This window comes from Streptomyces sp. NPDC023838, assembly GCF_040639555.1.
Classification (GTDB): Bacteria; Actinomycetota; Actinomycetes; order Streptomycetales; family Streptomycetaceae; genus Streptomyces.
In genome coordinates this window covers 42,888-67,234 of the sequence record NZ_JBFAAD010000032.1, presented here as the reverse complement: position 1 = coordinate 67,234, position 24,347 = coordinate 42,888, and the positions used below count along the sequence as shown (strand labels likewise).

26 protein-coding genes are annotated in these 24,347 nt (G+C 73.4%); 16 read left to right on the top strand and 10 right to left on the bottom strand.

Features of this window, described 5'->3' with window-relative positions; all coding sequences use genetic code 11:
• Positions 1-7: 7 nt before the first annotated feature.
• The gene (locus tag AB0G17_RS29870; RefSeq protein WP_361389514.1) at positions 8-1,276 is read right to left on the bottom strand and encodes an inorganic phosphate transporter; all 1,269 of its coding nucleotides are present in this window, start codon (positions 1,274-1,276) and stop codon (positions 8-10) included.
• 211 nt (positions 1,277-1,487) lie between these two features.
• Between AB0G17_RS29870 and AB0G17_RS29865 the strand changes: the two genes are divergently transcribed.
• From AB0G17_RS29865 to AB0G17_RS29855, 3 genes are all read left to right on the top strand, one after another.
• Entirely contained in the window at positions 1,488-2,147 is a 660-nt protein-coding gene (locus AB0G17_RS29865) for a class II aldolase/adducin family protein (protein ID WP_361389512.1), read from the top strand.
• Positions 2,148-2,223: 76 nt separating this feature from the next.
• Entirely contained in the window at positions 2,224-3,348 is a 1,125-nt protein-coding gene (locus AB0G17_RS29860; protein ID WP_361389510.1) for a hypothetical protein, read from the top strand.
• Between the two features lie 376 nt (positions 3,349-3,724).
• Positions 3,725-5,044: a hypothetical protein gene (locus AB0G17_RS29855; RefSeq protein ID WP_361389508.1), complete on the top strand. Its 1,320-nt coding sequence runs from the start codon at positions 3,725-3,727 to the stop codon at positions 5,042-5,044.
• 6 nt (positions 5,045-5,050) lie between these two features.
• Here AB0G17_RS29855 and AB0G17_RS29850 read toward each other — a convergent pair whose 3' ends face one another.
• Positions 5,051-5,443 carry a VOC family protein gene (locus AB0G17_RS29850; RefSeq protein WP_361389506.1) on the bottom strand — a complete coding sequence of 131 codons (393 nt, stop codon included), beginning with the start codon at positions 5,441-5,443 and terminating at the stop codon, positions 5,051-5,053.
• Between the two features lie 162 nt (positions 5,444-5,605).
• Positions 5,606-6,499, bottom strand: a complete 894-nt coding sequence (locus tag AB0G17_RS29845) for a neutral zinc metallopeptidase (RefSeq protein WP_361389504.1) — start codon at positions 6,497-6,499, stop codon at positions 5,606-5,608.
• Between the two features lie 107 nt (positions 6,500-6,606).
• On the opposite strand from AB0G17_RS29845, the gene AB0G17_RS29840 reads away from it, so the two are divergent.
• From AB0G17_RS29840 to AB0G17_RS29825, 4 genes are all read left to right on the top strand, one after another.
• On the top strand, positions 6,607-7,323 hold the full coding sequence (locus AB0G17_RS29840; RefSeq protein ID WP_361389502.1) for a PQQ-binding-like beta-propeller repeat protein: 717 nt from the start codon (positions 6,607-6,609) through the stop codon (positions 7,321-7,323).
• A 135-nt stretch (positions 7,324-7,458) separates the two neighbouring features.
• Positions 7,459-9,057, top strand: a complete 1,599-nt coding sequence (locus AB0G17_RS29835) for an ABC-F family ATP-binding cassette domain-containing protein (protein ID WP_361389500.1) — start codon at positions 7,459-7,461, stop codon at positions 9,055-9,057.
• A 347-nt stretch (positions 9,058-9,404) separates the two neighbouring features.
• The gene (locus AB0G17_RS29830; protein WP_067157635.1) at positions 9,405-9,626 is read left to right on the top strand and encodes a helix-turn-helix domain-containing protein; all 222 of its coding nucleotides are present in this window, start codon (positions 9,405-9,407) and stop codon (positions 9,624-9,626) included.
• A gap of 123 nt (positions 9,627-9,749) precedes the next feature.
• Positions 9,750-10,541 carry an enoyl-CoA hydratase/isomerase family protein gene (locus AB0G17_RS29825; protein WP_361389498.1) on the top strand — a complete coding sequence of 264 codons (792 nt, stop codon included), beginning with the start codon at positions 9,750-9,752 and terminating at the stop codon, positions 10,539-10,541.
• A gap of 499 nt (positions 10,542-11,040) precedes the next feature.
• Here the strand turns inward: AB0G17_RS29825 and AB0G17_RS29820 are convergent, their stop codons facing one another.
• Entirely contained in the window at positions 11,041-11,664 is a 624-nt protein-coding gene (locus AB0G17_RS29820; protein ID WP_361389496.1) for a nucleopolyhedrovirus P10 family protein, read from the bottom strand.
• 93 nt (positions 11,665-11,757) lie between these two features.
• On the opposite strand from AB0G17_RS29820, the gene AB0G17_RS29815 reads away from it, so the two are divergent.
• From AB0G17_RS29815 to amaP, 5 genes are all read left to right on the top strand, one after another.
• On the top strand, positions 11,758-12,264 hold the full coding sequence (locus tag AB0G17_RS29815) for an Asp23/Gls24 family envelope stress response protein (RefSeq protein WP_361389494.1): 507 nt from the start codon (positions 11,758-11,760) through the stop codon (positions 12,262-12,264).
• Positions 12,265-12,316: 52 nt separating this feature from the next.
• Positions 12,317-12,508 (top strand): hypothetical protein, encoded by a 192-nt coding sequence (locus tag AB0G17_RS29810; RefSeq protein WP_361389492.1) that lies wholly within the window; start codon positions 12,317-12,319, stop codon positions 12,506-12,508.
• Between the two features lie 156 nt (positions 12,509-12,664).
• Entirely contained in the window at positions 12,665-12,994 is a 330-nt protein-coding gene (locus AB0G17_RS29805) for an iron-sulfur cluster assembly protein (RefSeq protein ID WP_361389490.1), read from the top strand.
• Positions 12,991-13,701, top strand: coding sequence for a DUF6286 domain-containing protein (locus AB0G17_RS29800; protein ID WP_361389488.1), 711 nt, complete (start codon positions 12,991-12,993; stop codon positions 13,699-13,701). The genes AB0G17_RS29805 and AB0G17_RS29800 overlap by 4 nt, the downstream gene beginning before the upstream one ends.
• A gap of 3 nt (positions 13,702-13,704) precedes the next feature.
• The gene (gene amaP / locus AB0G17_RS29795; protein ID WP_361389486.1) at positions 13,705-14,283 is read left to right on the top strand and encodes an alkaline shock response membrane anchor protein AmaP; all 579 of its coding nucleotides are present in this window, start codon (positions 13,705-13,707) and stop codon (positions 14,281-14,283) included.
• A gap of 123 nt (positions 14,284-14,406) precedes the next feature.
• On the opposite strand, the gene AB0G17_RS29790 is transcribed toward amaP, so the two are convergent.
• The 6 genes from AB0G17_RS29790 to AB0G17_RS29765 all read right to left on the bottom strand — a co-directional run bounded on the left by AB0G17_RS29790 (position 14,407) and on the right by AB0G17_RS29765 (position 19,907).
• Positions 14,407-15,162, bottom strand: a complete 756-nt coding sequence (locus AB0G17_RS29790; protein ID WP_361389484.1) for an SDR family oxidoreductase — start codon at positions 15,160-15,162, stop codon at positions 14,407-14,409.
• A 4-nt stretch (positions 15,163-15,166) separates the two neighbouring features.
• The gene (locus AB0G17_RS29785) at positions 15,167-16,948 is read right to left on the bottom strand and encodes a glycoside hydrolase family 15 protein (RefSeq protein ID WP_361389482.1); all 1,782 of its coding nucleotides are present in this window, start codon (positions 16,946-16,948) and stop codon (positions 15,167-15,169) included.
• Between the two features lie 170 nt (positions 16,949-17,118).
• Positions 17,119-17,910, bottom strand: a complete 792-nt coding sequence (locus AB0G17_RS29780) for an SURF1 family protein (protein WP_361389480.1) — start codon at positions 17,908-17,910, stop codon at positions 17,119-17,121.
• A 59-nt stretch (positions 17,911-17,969) separates the two neighbouring features.
• Positions 17,970-18,203, bottom strand: coding sequence for a hypothetical protein (locus AB0G17_RS29775; RefSeq protein WP_266991763.1), 234 nt, complete (start codon positions 18,201-18,203; stop codon positions 17,970-17,972).
• A 53-nt stretch (positions 18,204-18,256) separates the two neighbouring features.
• On the bottom strand, positions 18,257-19,243 hold the full coding sequence (locus tag AB0G17_RS29770) for a DEDDh family exonuclease (protein WP_361389478.1): 987 nt from the start codon (positions 19,241-19,243) through the stop codon (positions 18,257-18,259).
• Positions 19,244-19,283: 40 nt separating this feature from the next.
• Positions 19,284-19,907 carry a TetR family transcriptional regulator gene (locus AB0G17_RS29765; protein ID WP_361389476.1) on the bottom strand — a complete coding sequence of 208 codons (624 nt, stop codon included), beginning with the start codon at positions 19,905-19,907 and terminating at the stop codon, positions 19,284-19,286.
• A gap of 121 nt (positions 19,908-20,028) precedes the next feature.
• Between AB0G17_RS29765 and AB0G17_RS29760 the strand changes: the two genes are divergently transcribed.
• The 4 genes from AB0G17_RS29760 (at position 20,029) to AB0G17_RS29745 (ending at position 24,341) form a co-directional block, all read left to right on the top strand.
• Positions 20,029-20,826, top strand: coding sequence for an acetoacetate decarboxylase family protein (locus AB0G17_RS29760; RefSeq protein ID WP_361389474.1), 798 nt, complete (start codon positions 20,029-20,031; stop codon positions 20,824-20,826).
• Positions 20,826-21,710, top strand: coding sequence for an SDR family NAD(P)-dependent oxidoreductase (locus AB0G17_RS29755; RefSeq protein WP_361389472.1), 885 nt, complete (start codon positions 20,826-20,828; stop codon positions 21,708-21,710). The genes AB0G17_RS29760 and AB0G17_RS29755 overlap by 1 nt, the downstream gene beginning before the upstream one ends.
• Before the next feature lie 100 nt (positions 21,711-21,810).
• A complete protein-coding gene (locus AB0G17_RS29750; RefSeq protein ID WP_361389470.1) occupies positions 21,811-23,115 on the top strand; it encodes an amidohydrolase family protein in 1,305 nt (434 codons plus the stop codon).
• Positions 23,112-24,341 (top strand): amidohydrolase family protein, encoded by a 1,230-nt coding sequence (locus tag AB0G17_RS29745; RefSeq protein ID WP_361389468.1) that lies wholly within the window; start codon positions 23,112-23,114, stop codon positions 24,339-24,341. The genes AB0G17_RS29750 and AB0G17_RS29745 overlap by 4 nt, the downstream gene beginning before the upstream one ends.
• Positions 24,342-24,347 lie beyond the last annotated feature (6 nt).

Genomic DNA, 24,347 nt, shown 5'->3' with positions numbered 1-24,347 from the left:
GGCCGGGTCAGACGGTGGCCGGGCGGGCCGGGTCGGCGGGGGCCACCGGGGCCGGCGCCGGGATGGTGGCCGTCAGGTCGGCGGCCACGGCGGCGGCGGTCGGGGGCGGGGTGACGGCGGCCATCGCGGTGGTCACGACGCCCGCGGGCTCGGCCGGGGTCTCGGTGGCCGTGGCGGTGACGTCGTGGTGGTCGACCGGCTCGCGGCGCGACAGCTTCCAGATGAAGCCGGAGCCCGCGATCAGCAGGAGCGCCACGAGGACGACTCCCCAGGTGCCCTGGCCGGTGAGGAACTCGGCGCCGGCGCCGACCAGCCCCGCGGCAGGCAGGGTCAGGCCCCAGGCGATGAACATGCGGCTCGCGGTGGACCAGCGGACCACACCGCCCTTGCGGCCGAGGCCGGCGCCCATGACGGAGCCGGAGCAGACCTGGGTGGTGGAGAGCGAGAAGCCGAGGTGCGAGGAGGCCAGGATGACGGTCGCGGCACCGGACTGGGCGGCGAAGCCCTGCGGCGGCGCCAGCTCGGTCAGGCCCTTGCCCATGGTGCGGATGATGCGCCAGCCGCCGAGGTAGGTGCCCATGGCGATGGCCATGCCGGCCGAGACGATGACCCACATCGGGGGGTTGGCGCCCGGGTGCAGCACACCGCCGGCGACCAGGGCGAGCGTGATGATGCCCATGGTCTTCTGCGCGTCGTTGGTGCCGTGGGCGAGCGAGACGAGACCGGCGGAGGCGATCTGCCCGGCCCGGTAGCCCTTGGCGGTGGCCTTCTCGGCGGCCGGGTCGACGTTCCGGTTGATCCGGTACGTCAGACGGGTGGCCAGCATCGAGGCGACGCCCGCGACGATCGGGGCGGCGACGGCGGGGAGCAGCACCTTGGTGACGACGGTCGAGCCGTTCACCGAGGACCAGCCGGCCGACATCACGGCCGCGCCGATCAGACCGCCGAACAGGGCGTGGGAGGAGCTGGACGGCAGGCCGAGCAGCCAGGTCACCAGGTTCCAGAGGATCGCGCCGACGAGCGCCGCGAAGATCACCTCTGTTCTGATGCCCTTTTCGTTGATGATCCCGCCGGAGATCGTCTTGGCGACCTCCACTGACAGGAACGCGCCGACCAGGTTGAGCGCGGCGGACATGGCGACCGCCGCTTTGGGCTTCAGGGCGCCGGTCGAGATGGTCGTGGCCATCGCGTTGGCGGTGTCATGGAAACCGTTCGTGAAATCGAACACTAGAGCTGTCACGACCACAATGGCGAGCAGCAGCGTGATGTGTTCCATTTACCCAGTCAATCGTTCGACGTCAGTGGCTGTACGAACGTAAGCAACCTGGATGAACGGAAGGTGAACTGGGTCGGACTTCACGGTGTATCCAGCCGGTTTCTCGTGTGGTCGTTCACTGACAAGCCGGGCATACCGGCCACAGAGGCGCCATTGACGAGATACCGCTCACTCCGCCGCCCCGGGCGCGGAGCCTGCGAGGATCGCCCCCATGGGAGAGCCGAACGACTCCGCGGCGATCGCCTCGGCCTGGGCCGAGCTGACCGCCATCGCGCGCCGCACCGCCGAGGAAGGCCTGGTCGTGGGGACCTCGGGCAACGTCTCCGTACGCGTCGGGGACCTGGTCCTGGTCACCCCCACCGGGGTCCCCTACGAACGCCTCGGCCCCGGCGACACCGTCGCCGTCGACCTCACCGGCCACCAGGTGACCGGCACGCTGCGCCCCACCAGCGAGCTGCCCATGCACCTGGCCGTATACAGGAACACCGACGCCCGGGCCGTCGTCCACACCCACGCCGTGCACGCCACGGCCGTCTCCACCCTGGTCACCGAGCTCCCGCCGGTCCACTACATGACCGCCACGCTCGGCGGCCCGGTCCGGGTCGCGCCCTACGCGCTGTACGGGACCGAGGAACTGGCGCGGAACATGCTCCACGCCCTCGACGGCCGCACCGGCTGCCTCCTCCAGAACCACGGGACGATCACGTACGGCACCACGCTTTCCCGGGCGTACGACCGCACCGCCCAGCTGGAGTGGATGTGCCGCCTCTGGCTCGCCGCCTCCTCCGTGCCCGGCCGCACCCCCTCCCTGCTCTCGGCCGCCGACCTCGACCGGGCGGCCGAACAGTTCCGGGGATACGGACAGAAGTGACGCCCCGCGGCCCGGCGGGTGCCCCAGTGGGCCCCGCCCACTGGCCGTGCCGCCGCGTTCTGCCGACACTGGAAGGGTGCGCCCGGCTACAGCGACGGCAGCGGCCGTCACCACACTCATCGGCGTCGGCGCGGCAGCGGTGGCCGCCGGACGGTACGCGAGCGACGCGGCCCTCAGGGCGTCGCCCGGCCGCCCGCTGCCCGCCGACCCCGAGCTCACCGTCCACGCCACGGCGCCGGGGCGGATCGCCCTGACCCGCTGCCTGGCCTCGCTGCGCCCCGGGACGTACGGGGTCGAGGGGTCCGGCATCCGCGCGGTGGTCGGCGACGTCGTCGACGTGCCGCACCCGGCCGACACCGTCGTGCGCCGCCTGGAGCGGGTGACCCAGGGGAGCCCGCAGCCGGGCGACCGGGTCCGGCTCACCCCGCAGCTCCACCACGGCACCCCGGCCGAGGCGCTCGGGCTCGACCACGAGGACGTGGAGATCCCCGCGGAGCTCGGCGTGCTGCCCGCCTGGCTGGTCAAGGGCGTACGGAGCACCTGGGTGATCGCCGTGCACGGCCTGGGCACCACCCGCGAGCACCCCCTCAACGTCATGGGGTTCCTGCACCGCCAGCAGCTGCCGGTGCTCGACCTCGCCTACCGGGGCGACGAGGGCGCCCCCCGCTCCCCGGACGGCCTCGGCCACCTCGGCGACTCCGAGTGGCGCGACCTCGACGCCGCCATCCGGTACGCGGTGCGCTCCGGCGCCGACCGCGTCATCCTGCACGGCTGGTCCACCGGCGCCACCATGGCGCTGCACGCCGCCGCGCGCTCCGGGATGCGCGAGTACATCCGGGGCGTCGTGCTCGACTCGCCGGTGCTCGACTGGGAGGCCACCGTGCGCGCCCTCGCCGTCGCCCACGGCGCCCCGAGCGCGCTGCTGCCGCTCGCCGTCCGGGCCGCCCAGGGCCGCACCGGCCCGCACGGCGACCATCTGCGCGAGGCGGCCGACCCCAACGCGCTGCGCGTCCCTGCCCTGGTCTTCCACGGCCCCGACGACACCCTCGCCTCCTGGCCCCTCACCCGCGAACTCGCGGCCCGCCGCCCCGACCTGGTGACCCTTCACACAGTCCAGCACGCCCCGCACGCCTCGATGTGGAACGCGAACCCCACCCGCTACGAGGAGGCACTACGACGCTTCCTGACCCCGCTGATGTAGGGCCCCCGGCCGGCCACGCCGCATTCCGTTTGCGCTTTCTGCCCGTCGGCGGGCTGCGCTGCCCCGGGGACGATTCCCGGACCCCCGGCCGTGCGTGGCCCGTGTGGGATTCGGGTGGGGGCCCGTTCCGTTTGGGCTTTCTGCCCGTCAGCGGGCTGTGTTGACCCGGGGGCAACCCCCGGACCTCCGGCCGTGTGTGGCCCGTGGGGGATCCGGGCGGCGCCCATTCCGTTTGGGCTTTCCGGCCGTCAGCGGGAAGACTGCATCCGTGACGTCCCGGAAGCCTGAAGAGAAGTTGCCGCGAGACTCCAGACTGCGGCTTGTCCGCGCATCGCACGCGAAGGATGCCCGACCGCTCGCCAGCGCCCGACGGGCCGTGAGCGACCGCCGCTCCCGGCCGGCGTCCCGGCCGCCCGAGGGCACCCCGGCCGCCGCCGAACTGGCCCGCCAGGCCAGAGCGGTGCTCGCCGACGCCGTACGCGTCGCCCGCTGGGCCGACGCCGAGCGCGCCCGGGGCAGCGCGCCGCGCCCCACCCCGACCGGCACCCTGGCGGGCGCCGCCGCCGAACAGGCCGCCGCCACCCTGGGGCTGACGCCCGCCCAGGTGCGGGCCGGCTGGGACCGGGCCCGGCTCGCCGGACTCGTCGAGCTGCACGGCGGCACCGCGCGCCCCGGCTGGCGGCTGCGCGCCTGGGACCGGGACGACGCCGCGGTGCTGCGCGGCTGGGTCGCCCTCTTCGACGCCTGGTCGATCGTCCACCCCGCCCCGGCCGCCATCGCGCCCGCCGCCGTGGCCGAGGTCGTCGAAGCCGTCCCCCAGGTGCTCTCCCTCCTCCAGCTCTCGGCCGGGCCCGTCCTCGTACCGGCCCTGCTAGACCTGCTCGGCCAGCGCGTCGCCGAACTGCGCGACGAGCGCTGCGAAGTGCCGTACGGCACCGACGCGGACGGCACCGGCGACCGCCCCGCCTCCCTCGCCTTCCTCTCCCTCCTCCTGGACTGGGTACTGGCCGGGCTCGCCGCCGTCGGCGCGCTCACCCTCGCCGAGGGCTCGGCCACCCTCACCCCGCTCGGCAGCTGGGCGGTGTGGGTCAAGCTGGAGCAGATCTGCGTCGCCGCGCAGAGCCCGGCCGGCAACATCGAGCAGTCCGCCGAGGACATGCTGCGCGGCTGCGCCCGGCTCACCCCCGGCCCGGCCCGCGCCGAGTACCGCGCCTGGCTCGCCGCCCGGCCCGTCGGCAGCGCGGTGACCGAGCTGCTCGACGCGGCCCGGGGCGAGGACGCCCTGGTGCGCGGGCTCGCCTTCGAGGCGCTCCGGGTCGTCGGCGCCCCCGCCGAGCCCGAGGTGCGCGCCGCCACCGACGAGATCTTCCTGCGCCCGTACGCCCTGCTCTGGCTCGCCGAGCACGAGGGGACCGACCCCGAGGACGTCACCGCCGTCCTCACCCGCGAGGAGTCCACCTGGCTCTGGGTCGACACCGCCGCGGCCGTCGCCGACCACGGCGAGGTCGAGCTGATGGTGCGCCACCTCGACTCGGCCGTTCAGGGCACCGTGCCCGCCCTGCTCGACGAGGTCAGGGCCGTCGGCCACCCCCGCACCGTCCAGGTCCTGGTCGCCCTCGCCGCCGCCCACCCGGACCCGGCCCTGGCCAAGGCGGTGCGCCGCGCGGCCTTCCAGGTCCACACCGGCGGGGTGTAGCCGGGGTCAGCCGGCCGCCGCGCCGGGGGCGTACGTACCGAAGCTCCACACGTTGCCCTCGGCGTCGCGCGCCATGTAGTCCCGCGAGCCGTAGTCCTGGTCGGTGGGCTCCATCAGGATCTCCACGCCGTGCTCCACCGCCCGTCTGTGGTGCGCGTCCACGTCGTCCACCACCACGTAGACACCCACCGGGCCCGCGTCGCGCATGGCGTCCGCGAAGAGGCCGCCCCGGCTCTTCGAGCCGAGCATCACCATGCCGGTGCCGCTGGCGAGTTCGGCGTGGAGCACCAGGCCGTCCGCGTCCTCGTACACACTCGTCTCGGTGAAGCCGAAGGCGTCCTTCAGCGTGCGGATCGCCGTCTTCGCGTCCGCGTACAGAATCGTCGGATACACACTCATCACGAACTCCCGTTCCTCTCGCGACTTGCCTCGGTGTGACCTTGGTTTCGAGTCTTGCAGTCGGCACTGACAACGCCCCGGCGGCCGGTGCGCGAGCGGCCCGCCGACCCCCTCCGCCCCCCCGTCGAGCCCCCGTCGAGCCCCCGTCGGGTCCCCGTCGGCTCAGCGCGCGAACGTGTCGCAGCGGCCCACGTCGCCCGTGTCGAAGCCGGTGGAGAACCACTGCCGGCGCTGCTGGGCCGAGCCGTGCGTCCAGGACTCCGGGGTGACCCGGCCCTGGAACCTCTCCTGGATCCGGTCGTCGCCCACGGCCGCTGCCGCGTCCAGGCCGTCGTCGATGTCCTGGTCGGTCAGCCGGGTCAGCAGCGGCCTGCCGGTCCGGGGGTCCGGGGTCGTGGTGGCGTGGTGCGCCCACACCCCGGCGTAGCAGTCGGCCTGGAGCTCGACCTTCACGGAGCCGCTGTTCGCGCCCTGCCGCCCGTCCTGGGAGCGGGCGAGGGTGCCCGTCAGGTTCTGGATGTGGTGCCCGTACTCGTGCGCCACCACGTACGCCTGCGCGAACGGCCCTCCGCCGGCGCCGAACTTGGTCCGCAGGTCGTCGAAGAACCCGAGGTCGAGATAGACCTGCCGGTCACCCGGGCAGTAGAACGGCCCGACCGCCGAGGTCGCCGCCCCGCAGGCGGTGGGGACCCGGCCGGTGAAGAAGACGGTCTGCGCGGTCGAGTAGCGTCCGCCCCGGCGCGGGAACTCCTGCGACCAGTAGTCCTGCACGCTGTTGACCACCGCGAGGACGCGGCAGTCCTCCTTGGTGTTGGCGTCCCGCCCCGTGCGGCAGCTCGCCTGCACCTGTCCCTGCGCGGAGACCGAGGTCGCCGGGGCGGAGTCGCCGGAGGAGAGCCCCAGCTGCTCGGGTCCGACCCCGAACAGCAGGCCGAGCACGAGCGCGATGAGCCCGACGACGCCGCCGCCGATGGTGGCCCTGCCGCCGGGGACCCGGCTGCCCCGGACGTCCTTCACCTCGGACGTGTCCAGATCGGCGTCATCGTCGAACTGCACGGCCCACCACCCTCCGTCACCGGATATCACCCCGAGTGTGGAAGGGTATCGAACAGTTCATTGCGGTGCGCCCCTTTTGCTCTGATGCCCGGTACGCTCGCCGCCTCATGGACCGGAACCGTCTCGCGCCGGCCGCCGTCGCCGCCGCCCTGGCCCTCCTGGCCCTTCCGTTGGTCACCGCGGCCCAGCACGTCCGGCCCGCCCCCTACGGCGACCGCCTCACCGTGCTGGCCGCCGCGGCGCCGGCCCGCCCGGCCGTGCGGGTGCGGGGCGCGGCCGTCGAGGCGTACGACCCGAGGAGCGGGGCGCGCAGCTGGACGTACCGCCGCGAGGGGCGCCGGCCGCTCGCCGTGCGCACCGCGCCGGGGCACGCCTTCGCCCTGTGGAGCGACGGCATGGTCACCGACACCGCGCGCGTGCTCTCGGTCGACGCGGTCCGCTGGCACCGGGCCGTGCCCGGCCTCGCGGCCTGGCTCGCCGAGCGCCCCGGCCGGGCCGCGGGCGTGCTCCAGCAGCTCACTCCGGCCGTCCGGGGCGGCGGGATGCTCGCCGTCGTCACCCCCGAGCGCATCGCCGCGTACCGCGCCGCCGACGGCGATCTGCGCTGGACGCTGCCCGCCCGGCGGGAGTGCGCCTTCGACCCGGGCCGCATCGCGCGCGTGGCGGGCGTGCTGATCGTCGCCCAGCCCTGCCGCGACCGGGACGCGTGGACCCAGGAGCTGGTGGCGGTGGACGCCCTCGGGCGCGTCACCCCCGGCCGCACCCCACTGGGGAACGAGCTCCCGACGGCATCGCGCGTACGTGCGCACGGGCAGCGCGCGTAAGAGATCACCGCACGTAAAAGCAGTTGCACACCCCCGCTAGAATTGGCCCATGGCAATTCTCCTTGTGCATTAGACGGCGTCGACGCTCCTCGACCTCCGTCCACCCCGCCGTCCATACCGCCCTGGAGTATTTCCGTGATCACCGCCACCGGCATCGAGCTGCGCGCCGGCGCCCGCATCCTCATCGAGAACGCGTCCTTCCGAGTCGCCAAGGGCGACCGCATCGGCCTCGTCGGCCGCAACGGCGCCGGCAAGACCACCCTCACCAAGTGCCTGGCCGGCGAGGGCATCCCGGCCGGTGGCACCATCACCCGCTCCGGCGAGGTCGGCTATCTGCCGCAGGACCCCCGGACCGGCGACCTCGACGTCCTCGCGCGCGACCGCGTGCTCTCCGCGCGCGGCCTCGACGAGGTGCTGCGCAAGATGCGCGAGAACGAGGAGCGCATGGCGAACGGCAAGGGCGCCACGCGCGAGAAGGCGATGAAGAAGTACGAGCGCCTGGAGACCGAGTTCCTCACCAGGGGCGGGTACGCCGCCGAGGCCGAGGCCGCCACCATCGCGGCCGCCCTCGGCCTTCCCGACCGGGTGCTCGGCCAGCCGCTGCACACCCTCTCCGGCGGTCAGCGCCGCCGCGTCGAGCTCGCCCGCATCCTGTTCTCGGACGCCGACACCCTGCTCCTGGACGAGCCGACCAACCACCTCGACGCCGACTCGATCGTCTGGCTGCGCGACTACCTCAAGACGTACCGGGGCGGCTTCATCGTGATCTCCCACGATGTGGACCTGGTCGAGACGGTCGTCAACAAGGTGTTCTACCTGGACGCCAACCGCTCCCAGATCGACGTCTACAACATGGGCTGGAAGCTCTACCAGCAGCAGCGCGAGGCCGACGAGAAGCGTCGCAAGCGGGAGCGCCAGAACGCCGAGAAGAAGGCCGCGGCCCTCAATTCGCAGGCCGACAAGATGCGCGCCAAGGCGACCAAGACGGTGGCCGCGCAGAACATGGCCAAGCGCGCCGAGCGGCTGCTCTCCGGCCTGGACGCGGTACGGGTCTCCGACAAGGTCGCCAAGCTGCGCTTCCCGGACCCGGCTCCCTGCGGCAAGACCCCGCTGACCGCCGAGGGCCTGTCCAAGTCGTACGGCTCGCTGGAGATCTTCACCGACGTCGACCTGGCCATCGACAAGGGGTCGAGGGTCGTCATCCTCGGCCTCAACGGCGCCGGCAAGACCACGCTGCTGCGGCTGCTCGCCGGGGCCGAGAAGGCGGACACCGGCGAGGTCACCCCGGGTCACGGCCTCAAGCTGGGCTACTACGCCCAGGAGCACGAGACGCTCGACCCGGACCGCACGGTCCTGGAGAACATGCGCTCCTCGGCGCCCGACCTGGACCTGGTCGAGGTCCGCAAGACGCTGGGCTCGTTCCTGTTCTCCGGCGACGACGTGGACAAGCCGGCGGGCGTGCTCTCCGGCGGCGAGAAGACCCGGCTGGCCCTGGCCACGCTGGTGGTCTCGTCCGCCAACGTCCTGCTGCTCGACGAGCCGACCAACAACCTCGACCCGGCCAGCCGCGAGGAGATCCTGGGGGCGCTGCGTACGTACAAGGGCGCGGTCGTTCTGGTCACGCACGACGAGGGCGCGGTCGAGGCCCTGCAGCCCGAGCGCATCATTCTGCTGCCCGACGGGGTCGAGGACCTGTGGGGTCCGGACTACGCGGATCTGGTCGCCCTCGCGTGACGCTGGGCGACTGATCCACTCCATATGGATCATTCGGCTTACGCGTGATCCTCAATCTGAGTGAGTGCGTCTCGTACCCCGGCGTGTCATGCACGGGATCAAGATCCGGTGAGTACGGGACGGACTGATTCCGGAGTGTGACCCCGAGCACACCCCTGACCAGCGCGTTCTTGGCGCGCTGGATTCCGGGGCGGTTCCGCGGACGTGCGGAATTCTTGATTCCGGCCCCGTTCCGCCCGGTCCTGCGCCGAAACCCGGTTGCACGGACCTTGCCGAATGGGTGGCCAGGAAGCGCGGGAGGGGTGATCATGAGAAGTCCAGAGCGCACTTCCCATGAGGAGGCACGGGTGGCCGAGACTCTGAAGAAGGGCAGCCGGGTGACCGGCGCCGCGCGCGACAAGCTCGCGGCAGACCTGAAGAAGAAGTACGACTCCGGTGCGAGCATCCGGGCGTTGGCCGAAGAGACCGGCCGCTCCTACGGATTCGTCCACCGGATGCTCAGCGAGTCCGGGGTGGTACTGCGCGGACGCGGCGGAGCAACACGCGGCAAGAAGACCGCCTCGGCCTGACCGGGGCCGGGCGGGTCCATGGGCTCGCCGGGTCGGGTTGCCACCCGGTCGGCCGCGCGGTCGGCTGGGTGGTTACTGTGCAGTCACTTATGTGACCGCACCGCACCGACCCGGAGGCGCCCCATGGCTTCGCCCGACCCCGTACTCGACAAGGACGGCGTCCGGCTCACCGTCGACGACGCAGTCGCCACGGTGACCCTGACCAATCCGGACAAGCGCAACGCCCAGTCTCCCGCTCTGTGGCGGGCGTTGGCGGCCGCCGGTCAGGAGCTGCCCGGCACCGTCCGGGTCGTCGTGCTGCGGGGAGAGGGCAAGTCCTTCTCCGCCGGGCTCGACCGTCAGGCCTTCACTCCCGAGGGCTTCGACGGCGAGCCGTCCTTCATCGACCTCGCGCGCGGCTCCGACGAGGAGCTGGACGGGGTCATCGCCGAGTACCAGGAGGCGTTCACCTGGTGGCGCCGCAACGACATCGTGTCGATCGCGGCGGTCCAGGGGCACGCGATCGGTGCGGGCTTCCAGCTCGCGCTCGCCTGTGACCTGCGCGTCGTCGCGGACGACGTGCAGTTCGCCATGCGCGAGACCAGCCTGGGCCTGGTGCCGGACCTCACGGGCACCCACCCCCTGGTGGGCCTGGTGGGCTACGCCCGCGCCCTGGAGATCTGCGCCACCGGCCGCTTCGTCGGAGCGGAGGAGTCGGAGCGGATCGGACTCGCGAACCTGGCGGTGCCGGGGGCGGAGCTGGACGCGTCCGTACGTGACCTGGCGGCGGCGCTGCTTGCCGCGCCGCGGGATGCGGTGATCGAGACGAAGGCGTTGTTGCGGGGCGCGTCGGGGCGGTCGTACGAGGAGCAGCGGGTGGCGGAGCGGGGGGCGCAGGGGCGGCGGCTCCGAGCGCTGGCTGGCTTGTCGGACTGATCCCCCACCCCGCCCGTTCCCTCAACCCTCCGGGGGTGGGTGGGGGCGAAGGTGGTGTTCCCGGGTGCTACGCCCCCGGCCCCCCGAGCGGGGGCTGCGCCCCCTGCACCCCTGCGGGGGCTGCGCCCCCGGCCCCCCGATTCGGGGCTCCGCCCCGGACCCCGCTCCTCAAACGCCGGAGGGGCTGATTTTTGGCCGGGCCCCGTTGTGCCTCAAGGGGCGCGGGGAACTGCGCGACCAGCCCCCACCGGCCCGCAGGCAAACGCCGCACCCCCGGAGGGCTGCACGGGGAACTGCGCGCCCAGCCCCCACCGGCCCGCAGACAAACCCCGCACCCCCGAAGGGCTTCGCGGGGAACTGCCCGAGCGGCCACAGCCAGCCCGCAGACGAACTGCCCCCTACCGGCCCGCAGCCGAACGGGGGTATGGGGGCCCAGCCCGCAGCAGCGTGGCCCGGCCGCCCGCCAGAGGGCTTTCGGGAAGGGGCGGGGTGGGGAGACTCACCCCACCCACGTCACCAGCACCGCCACCCCACCCCCGACCACCCCCCGAACCCCCCGCACCACATCCACCGCCCGATGCCCCGGCGCGACCGCCACCTCCACGCACTCCGGCATCGCGCCCACCAGCCCGGCCAGTTCCGCCGTCAGGAACGACACGCCGGGGACCGGGGCCGGGAGTGGGGGGCCGGGGCGTGGTCCGGGTGGGGGATCCGGGGGAGGTGGGGGCGCGGGGGCGTCCAGGAGGGACGTCACCCGGATGTCGACCCGGGTCAGGCGCAGGCCCAGGCGGGCCTTCGCGGCCCGCAGCATCGCCTCCCGTACCCCCTCCGTCGGAGGGCGCCCGGAACCCCACACCGCCACCTCCACCACCGCCCGCACATCGCCCGGCGGCAACCCGCTCGGCGGCGGCGCCACCGCGGGGACCCCGGCCGCCGCCGGATCCGCGAGCGAGAGGCGCAGGGACGTCACCGCCAGGCCCGGCACCCCGGCGCAGGCCGCCCGTAGCACCGCCCCCGCCGCCCGCTCCGTCACCCATGCGCCGTCCGCCGCCTCGCCCAGCGGCAGCAGCCTGCCCAGGGCGAGTCGGCGCCGTACCTCCGTGCTCCACGCGTCAGGCGTCATTGCTCCAGCCTGCCGCATCCGCGGCGCGAGACGGGGCAACCGCACTTAGTGTGGGCAAAGGAGGGGAAGGGGAAGCCGAAAGGGATGAACGCCATGAGCGACACCGTGGAAAGCAGCCGCCCCGAGCAGCCCGACCCGATCGGCCCGGGCGGCGGCAGAGAGACCCACGAGAGCCTGACCAGGAAGAGCCCGAGACGCGGCGGCGGCGACCCCGGTACGCGCGGCCGCACCACCATCGCCGACGGCGTGGTGGAGAAGATCGCGGGGCTCGCCGCCCGCGAGGTCGTCGGCGTCCACGCGATGGGCAGCGGCCTGTCCCGTACGTTCGGCGCCGTCCGCGACCGGGTGCCCGGCGGCGCCAGGTCCGCGGTGGGGCGCGGGGTGAAGGCCGAGGTCGGTGAGGTCCAGACGGCGATCGATCTGGAGATCGTCGTCGACTACGGCGTGTCGATCTCGGATGTGGCCCGTGCCGTACGGGAGAACGTGATCGCGGCCGTCGAGCGCATGACCGGGCTCGAGGTCGTCGAGGTCAACATCGCGGTGAGCGATGTGAAACTTCCCGATGAGGAAGAGGACGAGTCGGAGCCCCGGCTCCAGTGAAGGCCCCCGGTGCGGCCCCGGCCCCGACTGAGGAGCGACTGAGGAGCTCAGGATGAGCATGGCGGTGATCGGCATGGTGGCCGGCATGGCGCTCGGGTTCGCCGGATACTTCGGCGGCTTCGGAGCGTTCCTGCTGGTCGCGGCGCTAGGCGCGATCGGATTCGTGGTGGGCAGGTTCCTGGACGGCGATCTCGAACCCGGCGACTTCTTCCGTCCCCGCGACCGCGGCGACCGGCGGCGGTGACGCGGGCCCATGACGGTGTCGTCGACGGCGTCGCCCGGCGCGGGACGCCCCGGCCGGGGAGAGTACGGTCCGGCCGGGTCCGGTGAGTCCGGTGGGGCGGGTCGGGGCGGAGGCGGGGCCGGCGCGTCCGGACCCGCCTCCGCCCCCCGCCGCGTCGTGCCCGCCGAGCGCGGAGCGACCCGTATCGCCGACCGGGTCGTCGCGAAGATCGCCGCACAGGCGGCGCGTGAGGTGCTGGGCGCGCCCCCCGAAGGTGGCACCGCGCCCCACGCGGCGGTCACGGTGCACCAGGACGTGGCCCGGGTGCGGGTCAGCCTGGAGCTCGGCTACCCCTCCGATCTCGGCGCCCAGTGCGGCGCCGTGCGTCGGCAAGTGGCCGAGCGGGTAAGGGCGTTGGCGGGCATGGAGGTGCCCGAGGTGGCGGTGCAGATCGAGCGTCTGCACTCGGCGCACACCGGTACGGCGGACCGGGGGAGGACCACATGAGCGAGCCCAGCGAGCGGGAAGCGCCCGACGGCGGAAACGACACCCAGCGCCTCCCCGTCGTCATGGAGAAGGACCCCGGCGGGACCTCCGGCGGCGGGCTCGACCAGTCCCGGTCGTCCGCCGCCTACGACCCCGTACCCGTCCTCGACGAGGACGCGGGCGGCCGGGCCGGGCGCTTCTGGTCGGTGCGGCGGACGCCCGCCGTGCTGGTCGCCCTCGCCGTACTGGCCGTGGCCGGGCCGCTGTTGTACGACATCGCGGCCGTACGCGCGGACCGCCCCGCGATGCGCTGGCGCCGCGGGCTCGCGCACTGGCTGGCCCGGCACACCGTGGACGACGCGGTGGTGCTCACCTGCGCCGGCGCCGCGGTGGCCGTCGGGATCTGGCTGGTCGTGCTGGCGGTGACGCCGGGGCTGCGGGACCTCCTGCCGATGCGGCGCGCCTCGGCCGGGGTGCGCGCCGGGCTCGACCGGTCCGCCGCCGCCCTGGTGCTGCGGGACCGGGCGATGGAGGTCCCGGGCGTGCAGTCGGTGCGGGTCAGGATGGGCCGCGCCAAGGTCGCTGTGCGGGCCGTCTCGCACTTCCGCGAGCTCGACGACGTACGGGCGGATCTGGACGCCGCGCTCGGCGCGGGCATCAAGGAGCTCGGGCTCGCCGGACAGCCCGGGCTCTCCGTGCACGTGGGCCGTGCCGCCAGGAAGAGGTGACCCATGCTCAGGACGGTGAACCGGGTGCTGATCGGCCTCGCCGGGCTGATCCTGATGGCGGCGGGCGGTGCGGTCCTCGCGGCCGGGGCCGGCCTCTCGGTCCCCTCGTGGTGGCCCTGGCGGGACACCGACGACGTCCTGCTGGACCAGGCCCGCCGGGAGCGCTGGCACCACCACGGCTGGTGGTGGCCGACGGTCATCACGGCCCTCGCCGTACTCGTCCTGCTCACCCTGTGGTGGCTGCTCGCCCAGCTGCGCCGGGCGCGGCTGGCCGAGGTCCTGGTGGACTCGGGCGACGGCGAGGGCGCGCTGCTGCGCGGCCGCGCCCTGGAGACGGTCCTGGCGGGCGAGGCGGAGGCGCTGCCCGGCGTGGCCCGCGCCCAGGTGACCCTGCACGGCCGCCGCACTACCCCGACGGCCCGCGTAGCCCTCCTGCTGGAGCCCCACGCGGCCCCGGCCGAAGCCCTCTCCCGCCTCACCTCGGAAGCCCTCGCGCACGCCCGCGACTCGGCGGGCCTCGCCGCCCTCCCGGCCGAGGCCCGACTGCGCGGCGTCAAACACCGGGCCCGTCGGGTGAGCTGACCCGGGTGACCGCGGCTTGAGCGGTCCGTCGACGCCCGGCCCGGCCACCCCGCGCTCGCCCCCCGGCGCTCGCCCCCAGAAGGTGGCGGACTCAGAAGGCGGCGGACCCGGAAGCCGGCGGACTCAGAAGCCGTGCCGGGCCCCGCCGTCCACCGGAAGCATCAGGCCCGTCAGATACGACGCCGCGGGCGAGAGCAGGAACGCGGCCGTGCGGCCGAACTCCTCCGGGGTGCCGTAGCGGCGCAGCGGGATCCGGGACTCGTTGGCCGTACGGGCCGCCTCCGCGTCGCCGGAGAGCGCGTCCAGCTGGCGGACGCGGTCGGTGTCGATGCGGGCCGGGAGCAGGCCGACCACGCGGATGCCGCGCGGGCCCAGCTCGTCCGCCAGGGACTTGGCGAAGCCCGCGAGGCCCGGGCGCAGGCCGTTGGAGACCGTCAGGCCGGGGATCGGCTCGTGGACCGAGCCCGACAGGACGAAGCCGATCACCCCGCCCTCGTCCAGCTCCTCCGCCGCCGTGCGCGCCATCCGTACCGCACCCAGGAACACCGACTCGAAGGCCGAGCGCCACTGCTCGTCCGTGTTGTCGGCGACGAACCCGGGCGGCGGGCCGCCCACGCTGATCAGTACGCCGTCGAAGCGGCCGAAACGCTCGCGGGCGGTGGCGATCAGGCGGGCGGCCGCGCCGGAGTCGGCGTTGTCGACGGCCACGCCCAGCGCGTTCGGGCCCAGCTCCCGCGCGGCCTCCGCCACCGCCTTCTCGTCGCGGCCGCTGAGCACCGCCTTCGCGCCGTCGGCCGTGAGCGCCCGCGCCGAGGCGAGGCCGAGGCCGCGGGAGGCGCCGGTGACCACGTAGACGCGGTCCTTCAGTCCAAGATCCATGCGCCTATCCTGCCTCCAGCCCCATCGCCGTCGCCACCAGCCCGATGTGACTGAAGGCCTGCGGGAAGTTGCCCAGCTGCCGGCCGGCCAGCGGGTCGTACTCCTCGGCCAGCAGCCCCACGTCGTTGCGGAGCGCGAGGAGGCGCTCGAACAGCTCCCGCGCCTCCTTCTCGCGGCCGGTCAACCGCAGTGCGTCGGCCAGCCAGAACGAGCAGACCAGGAAGGTTCCCTCGTCGCCGGGCAGGCCGTCGACCGTGGTGCCCTCGGCGCTGTAGCGGCGTACGAAGCCGCTGTGGCCGAGCTCGTCGCGCACCGCGTCCACCGTCCCGATCACCCGCGGGTCGTCGCCCGGCAGGAACCCGACCCGGGGAATGAGCAGCGTCGCCGCGTCCAGCTCCACGGAGCCGTACGCCTGCGTGAAGGTGTTCCGCTTGGTGTCGAACCCCTTCTCGCACACCTCCCGGTGCACCTCGTCCCGCATCCGCCGCCAGCGCTCCGCGTCGCCGCGCCGGGACGGGTCGGACTCCAGGGCCTGGACCGCGCGGTCGGCGGCGACCCACGCCATCACCTTGGAGTGCACGAAGTGGCGGCGCTCGCCGCGTACCTCCCACAGGCCCTCGTCCGGCTCGCGCCAGCGGGCCTCCAGGAAGCCGAGCAGGCTGAGCTCGACGTTCCAGGTGTGCGGCTTGGCGGCCATGCCCGCGGTGCGAGCCAGATGGAGGGAGTCGATGACCTCCCCGTACACATCGAGCTGGAGCTGTTTGACGGCGGCGTTGCCGATCCGGACCGGGGTGGAGCCCAAGTGGCCCTGGAGCCACGGCAGTTCGGTCTCCGGCAGCCGCCGCTCGCCGCCGAGGCCGTACATGATCTGGAGGTCGGCCGGGTCGCCCGCGACCGCGCGCAGCAGCCAGTCGCGCCAGGCCGCCGCCTCGTCGAGGTAGCCGGCCGAGACCAGCGCGTCCAGCGTCAGCGTCGAGTCGCGCAGCCAGCAGTAGCGGTAGTCCCAGTTGCGCACGCCCCCGATCTCCTCCGGCAGCGAGGTGGTGGGGGCGGCGACGATGCCGCCGGTCGGCGCGTAGGTGAGGGCCTTGAGGGTGATGAGGGAGCGGACGACGGCGTCCCGGTGGGGGCCGGTGCAGCGGCATTTGGCGGCCCACTCGCGCCAGTCCGCCAGGCTCTGCTCCAGCGCCGCGAACGGATCGATTATCGACGGCCGGACCTCGTGCGAGGGGTGCCAGGTCAGCACCATCGCGACCTTCTCGCCCGGGCCGACCGTGAACGACGAGCGGGTGCTCATGTGCTGCCCCCAGGTCTTGACCGGGGGATCGGTGCGCAGCCAGACCGAGTCGGGGCCGGCGACCGCGACCCGGTGGCCGTCGGCGCGCCGCACCCAGGGCACCACCCGGCCGTAGTCGAAGCGCAGCCTCAGCACGGAGCTCATCTCCACGCTGCCGCTGACGCCCTCGACGATCCGTACGACGTCGGGGGCCCTGTCTCGCTGGGGCATGAAGTCGAGGACGCGGACCGTGCCGGTGCGGGTCTCCCAGACGGACTCCAGGATGAGCGAGTCGTCGAGGTAGGCGCGGCGCGTGCAGTCCCCGGCGCCCGCTGGGGCGATCCGCCAGTGACCGTTGTCGTCGTCGCCGAGCAGCGCGGCGAAACAGGCCGCCGAGTCGAAGCGGGGCAGACAGAGCCAGTCGATGGAACCGTCCCTGCCGACGAGGGCGGCGGTCTGGAGGTCGCCGATGAGGGCGTAGTCCTCGATGCGTTGGATGCGTCGCGTCACGCTCTGGCGTCTTCCCGCCCTGCGGAATTGTCAACCAGGCCAGTACGTCAATAGGACCGGACGGTACGGATGGGACGCGGCGGGCGCCCCTGTCAGGCCGTCGCGGTCACGCTGTCACGTTGTCGTGGTCACGCTGTCGTGGTCACGTTGTCGTGGTCACGTTGTCGTGGTCACGCGGTCGCCGGTGCGGGCTCCGCCGCCCCGGCCTTCGCCGCCGCCTCCGCCCGGTCCCGCTTCTCGCGGCGGACCAGGATGACCCAGCCGACCGGGACCCCGGCGGTGAACAGCCACCACTGGACCGCGTACGCCATGTGCGGACCGATCGAGGAGTGGTCCGGGGCCGGGATCAGCTCGGGGGAGTCGTCGGGGGACTCGGGGGCGGTCTGCTCGATGTAGCCGCCCAGGACCGGGCGGCCGAGCGCCTTCTGCTGCTGGGCGCTGCTGATGAGCATCACCTGGCGGGGCGGCAGGCCCTTGACGTCCTTGATGCCGCTGGCCGCGGTCGTCTGGTCGGCCATCAGCCGCCCGGTGATGGTGACCTCACCCTTGGGCGGGGCCGGGATCCGGGGGAACTCGGTCTGGCTGCCGTTGTCCGGCACCCAGCCGCGGTTGATCAGCACGGTCGGCCCGCCGTCGAGGACGAACGGGGTGAGGACGTGGTAGCCGACCCGCCCGTCGGCGGCGGTCCGGCGGCGCACCACGACCTCGTGGGCGGTGTCGTACGTGCCGGTGGCGGTGACCCGGCGCCAGTACTGGGCGTGCGGGACGGTGTGGCCGGGGGAGGTGAGCGCGGTCACCGGGACCGGCTTCGCCTTCAGGTTGTCCGCGATGACGGTGTTCTGCGCGACGCGGTGCTGGTGGCGGTGCAGCTGCCAGAAGCCCAGCTCGATCATCGTGGGGATGAGAACGAGGGCGAGGAGGGTGACGAGCACCCACTGCCGGGACAACAGGAAGCGATACACCCCATGACGGTACAACTCCACCATGGGGTGTTCGGAGGGGGGGCTCGGGATACGCGGGGTCAGACCTTGTCGACGATGCCCACCTGGCCCTCCGCTCGGGCGCAGTGCCCGCCGCAGTACCAGTGCCCCTCGACCTCGACCCCCTGGCCGATGATCTGGACCCGGCAGTGTTCACAGATGGGCGCCATGCGGTGGATGGCGCACGAGAAGCAGTCGAAGACGTGCACCGCGCCCTGCGCGTGCACCTCGAAGGACATCCCGTAGTCGTTTCCGCAGACCTCGCAACGTGCCATGCGCCACAGGGTGCGGGGCCCCGCGCCGCAACGGCGGGCGGCACGCCACGCGGTCACCCGTCTGCCGGAGCCACGTCCCGCAGCAGCTGGGTGAAGGCCGCCTCGTCGACGACCGGGGTGCCGAACGACTTCGCCTTCACGGTCTTGGAGGTCGCCGAGTCCGGGTCGTTGGTCACCAGGAGGCTGGTCAGCCGGGAGACGCTGGTCGCCACGTGCAGCCCGGCCTCGATCGCGCGGTCCTCCAGGAGCTCCCGGTCGATGGAGGTGTCGCCGGAGAACGCCACCCGCATGCCCTGCTTGAGTGGTTTGTCCGGTTCGTAGCGACCCGGGTTGGGGTACGGGCACGCCGGACGCCTGCGCGCGGGCCGCCAGCTGGAGCTCCGGCCGTATGAACCGGTGGGCTGGTAGCCGATGCGGGGCGTGGCCGGGCCGTCCGACCACTCGGTGAGCGGGCGGCATTCGAGCAGCGGCAGCCGCGCCCCGACCCGCACCGCCTCGTGCAGGCTCGGGCGGAACGCCTCGGCCAGCACGCGCGCGTCGTCGAGGGCGTGGTGCGCGCGCTGCTGCACCACTCCGTAGTGCGCGGCCAGCGACTCCAGTTTGTGGTTGGGCAGCGGCAGGTCGAGCTCCTTGGAGAGCGCGATGGTGCACAGCCGCTGGCGCACCGGCGCGGCGCTCTTCGCCCGTGCGTACTCCCTGGCGATCATCTGCCAGTCGAAGATCGCGTTGTGCGCGACCAGGACCCGGCCGTCCAGCCGCTCGGCGAACTCCCCGGCGATGTCCGGGAAGAGCGGCGCGTCCGTCAGGACGTCGGTGGTCAGTCCGTGGATCCACACCGGGCCGGGGTCGCGCTCCGGGTTGACCAGCGTGTACCAGTGGTCCTCGACGTTGCCCTGGGCGTCCAGGCGGTAGACGGCAGCCGACACTATCCGGTCGTCGCGGGCGAGGCCGGTGGTCTCCACGTCGACGACCGCGTACCCCTGTGGGTAGGCGGCTGGCCACGTCGCTGCTGCTGTCGTACGGTCGTCGAGCATGGTCACAGAGAATACGGGGCCGCACTGACAACGCGGGCGGCGCCCGTCAACGCGGCTGTGCGAGCAGCCCGTCGACCAGGGCCCGCACCGACGCGGCGAACAGCCGGTCCGGGTCCGGCGGCCGGGCCAGCGCGCGGGCGAGCGCCGGGTCGTCCTCGGCGGGCGCGGTGTGCCAGAGCTCGTCCTCGCCGGGGCGCTGCGCCGGAGCCCGCTCGCGGTAGCGCTCGACCAGGACGTGGCCGACGACCTGGAACTGGACCGCCCGCACCACCCGCGCGGCGGCGGTCCCGCGGAGCCCGGCCTCGTGGACCTCGTGGACCAGGGCCTGCTGGGCGGGCAGGAACATCCGCTCGGTCAAGCCGCGTTCGTGGACCATCGCGATCAGGTGCGGGCGCTCGCGCAGCTCCCGGCGCAGCGCGGTGGCGACCGAGACGATCCGGGCGGCCGGGGTGCGCCCGCGCGGTCTGATCTCGCCCAGCTCCCGCACGGTCCGCTCGACGAGCGCGTCGAGCAGCGACTCGCGGTTGCCGACGTGCCAGTAGATCGAGGTGACCGCCGTGCCGAGCTCGGCGGCGAGCCTACGCATGGTCAGGGCGGCCGGCCCGTGCTGTCTGACCAGGGCCCCGGCGGCCGCCAGGACCTCCTCGCGGCTCAGAGACGTACGCGTCATGGCCCGCCCCTCCCAACTCCCGTTGCCGCACGGCTCTTTACCCTTCATCGGCGTCGGTGTAACTGTGTTACAGACCCGGGGGACGGCACTGCGAGGCACAACCCAGGAAGGGTGGTACGCCATGGCACGCGTACGGTACGGCGCACGGACCGAGGACGAGATCCGGGCCGCGCGCACGGCGAGCTCCCGCCTCCCCGACATCTGGTCCACCGGTGTGGTGGCCGTCTGGGAGAGCGATCCCGACGCGGTGGCGGCGGTGCTGCCGCCGCCGCTCAAGCCCGCCGGGGATTCACTCGTACGGGCCAACATCAGCCGGGTCGACCTGCCCGGCTATCCGCTCGGCGCCGGTTCCGTGGCGGTCTCGGCCGTACACGACGGGCAGCCCGGCTGGTACCCGCTGGTGATGCCGATGACCCATGAACGGGCGCTGATCGGCGGGCGCGAGGTGTTCGGCGAGCCGAAGAAGCTCGGCGAGGTCACCGTCGAGCGGGACGGCCTGGTCGTGCGGGCCGCGCTCGCCCGGCACGGCATCGCCTTCGTCGAGGTGCGCGGCGCGGTCGACAGCGCGCTGCCGCTGCCGGAGCCGGCGGAGAAGGTCGACTTCTACTTCAAGTTCCTGCCCGCCGTGGACGGCGAGGGCTTCGACGCGGACCCGGTGCTCGTGCACTGCGTACGCAACGAGAAGGTCCGCAAGCTGGAGCGGATCACCGGCGACGTGGTGCTGCGCGAGTCCATGTACGACCCGGTCGCCGACCTCCCGGTCCGCCGCGTCGTGGAGATCACGATCGGCGAGAAGACCACCGACCAGCGGGGCCGGGTGGCCGAACGGGTCAGCGCGCAGGCCCTGTTGCCGTACATCCACCAGCGCTACGACGACCCGCAGCAGATCCTCGACGGCCCGCCGGCGGGGAGCGTGTGATGCGGCTCACCGAGGGGCAGGTCGCCGTCGTCACCGGCGCCGCGAGCGGGATCGGGCTCGCCATGGCCCGCAGGTTCGCCGCCGAGGGACTCCAGGTGGTCCTCGCGGACGTCGAGGAGGCGGCCCTGGAGAAGGCGGCGGGGGAGCTGCGCGAGGAGGGGGCCCAGGTCCACGCGCGCGTGGTCGACGTCTCCGAGCGCGCCTCCGTACAGCAGCTCGCGGACGCGGCGTACGAGACGTTCGGGGCCGTCCACGTCCTCTGCAACAACGCGGGCGTCGGCTCCGGCGCGGAGGGGCGGATGTGGGAGCACGAGGTCAACGACTGGAAGTGGGCCTTCGCGGTCAACGTGTGGGGCGTCTTCCACGGCATCCAGGCCTTCGTACCGCGCATGATCGCGTCCGGCGAGCCCGGCCACGTCGTCAACACCTCGTCGGCCGACGGCGGGATCGCGCCGCTGCCCACCGCCTCCGTGTACGCGGTCACCAAGGCGGCCGTCGTCACCATGACCGAGTCGCTGTACGCACACCTGAAGGCGGAGCACGCGCGCGTGGGCGCGTCCGTGCTCTTCCCCGGCCCGCACATGCTGCGCACCGGACTGTGGGAGTCGCACCGCAACCGCCCGGCCCGGTACGCCAAGGAGCGCCCGCGCAAGGCGCCCTACCGCAGCCTGGAGAAGTGGGAGGCGGCGATGCGGGCGGCCGGGCAGGAGGTCGAGTTCACGCCGGTCGAGGAGGTCGCGGAGGCGGTCGTCGACGGCATCCGGGCCGACCGCTTCTGGATGCTCCCGCCGAGCGAGCACAGCGACCGCCAGATCAGGGCGAGGTCGCGGTCGATGCTGGACCGGGCCAATCCGTCGTACTTGGAGAACTTCATTCTCGACTGACCCGCTGTGACTCCCGCCGACGCGCCGGCTCGGGCTTCCGGCCGGGGGCCCGGGGGCTGTCCCCCGGGAAACGCAGCATTCTGGACTGAGGGATTTCGCCATGCCGAAGAGCAGCACATCGCAAGGCGCACAGAACGACCCGTACCTGATCATCTCCTCCGACTGCCACGCCGGGCTCCCCACCGAGCAGTACCGGCCCTATCTCGACTCCCGCTTCCACCGGGACTTCGACGGCTTCCTCGACGGGCGCGAGCGCCGCCGCGAGGAGATGACCCGCCTGGGCGTCCGCAACGAGGCCTTCGCGGACAAGTGGTTCGCCGACAACGAGGAGGGCCTCAAGGGCGGTTGGGACGCCGCCCGCAGGCTCAAGGAGCTCGACGGGGACGGGGTGGCCGCCGAGGTCGTCTTCCCCGACGCGGACGCCGTCGACAGCAGGACCGCCGCGCCCTTCGGCGTCGGCCTCGGGCTCTCCGGCGACCAGGACCCCGACCTGGGCATGGCGGGCGCGCAGGCGCACAACCGCTGGCTCGCGGAGTTCGTCGGGCAGAATCCCGAACGGCACTGCGGGGTCGCCCTGCTGCCGGTCACCGGTGACACCGCGCGCGTGGTCGACGAGATCCACCGGGCCAAGGAGTCCGGGCTGGGCGCGCTGATGATCCCCTCGATGTGGGTGGACAAGGCCCCGTACCACGACCGCCGTTACGACCCCGTGTGGGCGGCGGCCGCCGAGACCGGGATGCCGGTCGTCACCCACTCGGGAGCGGCGCCCCGCCACGAGTACGGCGACCACCTCGGCATCTACGTCAGCGAGGTCACCTGGTGGCCGGCCCGGCCACTGTGGTTCCTGCTCTGGTCCGGCGTCTTCGAGCGCCACCCCGGGCTGCGCTTCGGGGTCGCGGAGTCGGGCTGCTGGTGGCTGCCGAACCTGCTGTGGTTCATGGACCGGCTGTACCTGGGCGCGCACGGCGGCAAGAAGCTGTCGCCGTTCGCCGAGCTGAAGCGGCCGCCGAGTGAGTACCTGGACCGGCAGGTCTTCGTCTGCGCCACCAACACCAAGCGGCGCGAGCTGGCCCAGCGCTACGAGATCGGCGTCGACAACATCCTCTGGGGCTCCGACTTCCCGCACCCGGAGGGCACCTGGCCGCACACCCGCGAGTGGCTGCGCAAGACCTTCCACGACATCCCGGTGGCGGAGACGCGCCGGATGCTGGGGCTCGCGGCGGCGGAGGTCTTCGGCTTCGACACCGCGAAACTGGCCCCGCTGGCGCGGCGCATCGGGCCCACCCCGGCCGAACTCGGCCAGCCGGACGACCAGTCGGCGGTCGAGGCGTCCTGGGCGCGCTCGCGCGAGGTCGGCCGGCACTGGCTGACCGACCACGACTTCCCGGTCCTGGGGGCGTCATGACCGCCGACCGCTACACGGTGATCTCGGCCGACTGCCACGCGGGCGCCGACCTCCTCGACTACAAGCCGTACCTGGAGAAGCGCTACCACGACGACTTCGACGCCTGGGCCGCCACCTACGTCAACCCGCACGAGGACCTGCTCGCCGACACCGCCGACCGCAACTGGAACTCCGAGCGGCGGGTGGCCGAGCTGGAGGCCGACGGGATCGTCGCGGAGGTGGTGTTCCCCAACACCATCCCGCCGTTCTTCCCCTCGGCCTCCCTGATGGCCCCCGCCCCGACGCGCGAGGAGCTCGAACAGCGCTGGGCGGGCCTGCGGGCCCACAACCGCTGGCTGGCCGACTTCTGCGCGCTGGTGCCGGGCCGCAGGGCGGGCGTGGCGCAGATCCTGCTGAACGACGTCGACGCGGCGGTGGCGGAGATCCACCGGACCAAGGAGGCGGGCCTGACCGGCGGCGTCCTGCTCCCGGGCGCCCCGCCCGGCTCGGGCGTCCCCGAGCTGTACTCGGCCGCGTACGACCCGATCTGGGCTGTCTGCGCCGACCTCGGCGTACCGGTCAACCACCACGGCGGTTCCGCGTCGCCGCCGCTGGGGGAGGAGCCGGCCGCGCGGGCCGTCTTCATGGTGGAGACGACGTGGTTCTCGCATCGCGCGCTGTGGCACCTGATCTTCGGTGGCGCGTTCCGCCGCCACCCGGCGCTGAAGCTGATCCTCACCGAGCAGGGCTCGGGCTGGATTCCCGGCGTGATCGAGATGCTCGACTACTACCACGAGCGCCTGGTGTCGGCGGCGACCCGGGCGGCCACGGCGGAGTCCAAGTTCGGCGCGGGCCTGGCGGAGTCGATGGGCAAGGGCCCGAGCGCGGTCTGGCGCGACAACTGCTATGTGGGCGCCAGCTTCATGCGCCCCCACGAGGTGCCGCTGCGCGACCGGATCGGCCTCGACAAGATCATGTGGGGCAGTGACTTCCCGCACGACGAGGGCACCACCCCGTACTCCCGCGAGGGCCTGCGGATCGCGTACGCGGGGCTGCCGAGGGACGAGGTGGCACGGATGGTGGGCGGCAACGCGGCCCGCGTCTACGGCTTCGACCTGCCCTTCCTGGACGAGATCGCGGCGCGGGTGGGCCCGACCGTCGCGGAGATCGCCGAGCCGCTCAAGGAGATCCCGGCGGACGCCACGAGCCCGGTCTTCGCGCTGGGTGGGTCGGTACGGGTGTGGTGAGGCGGG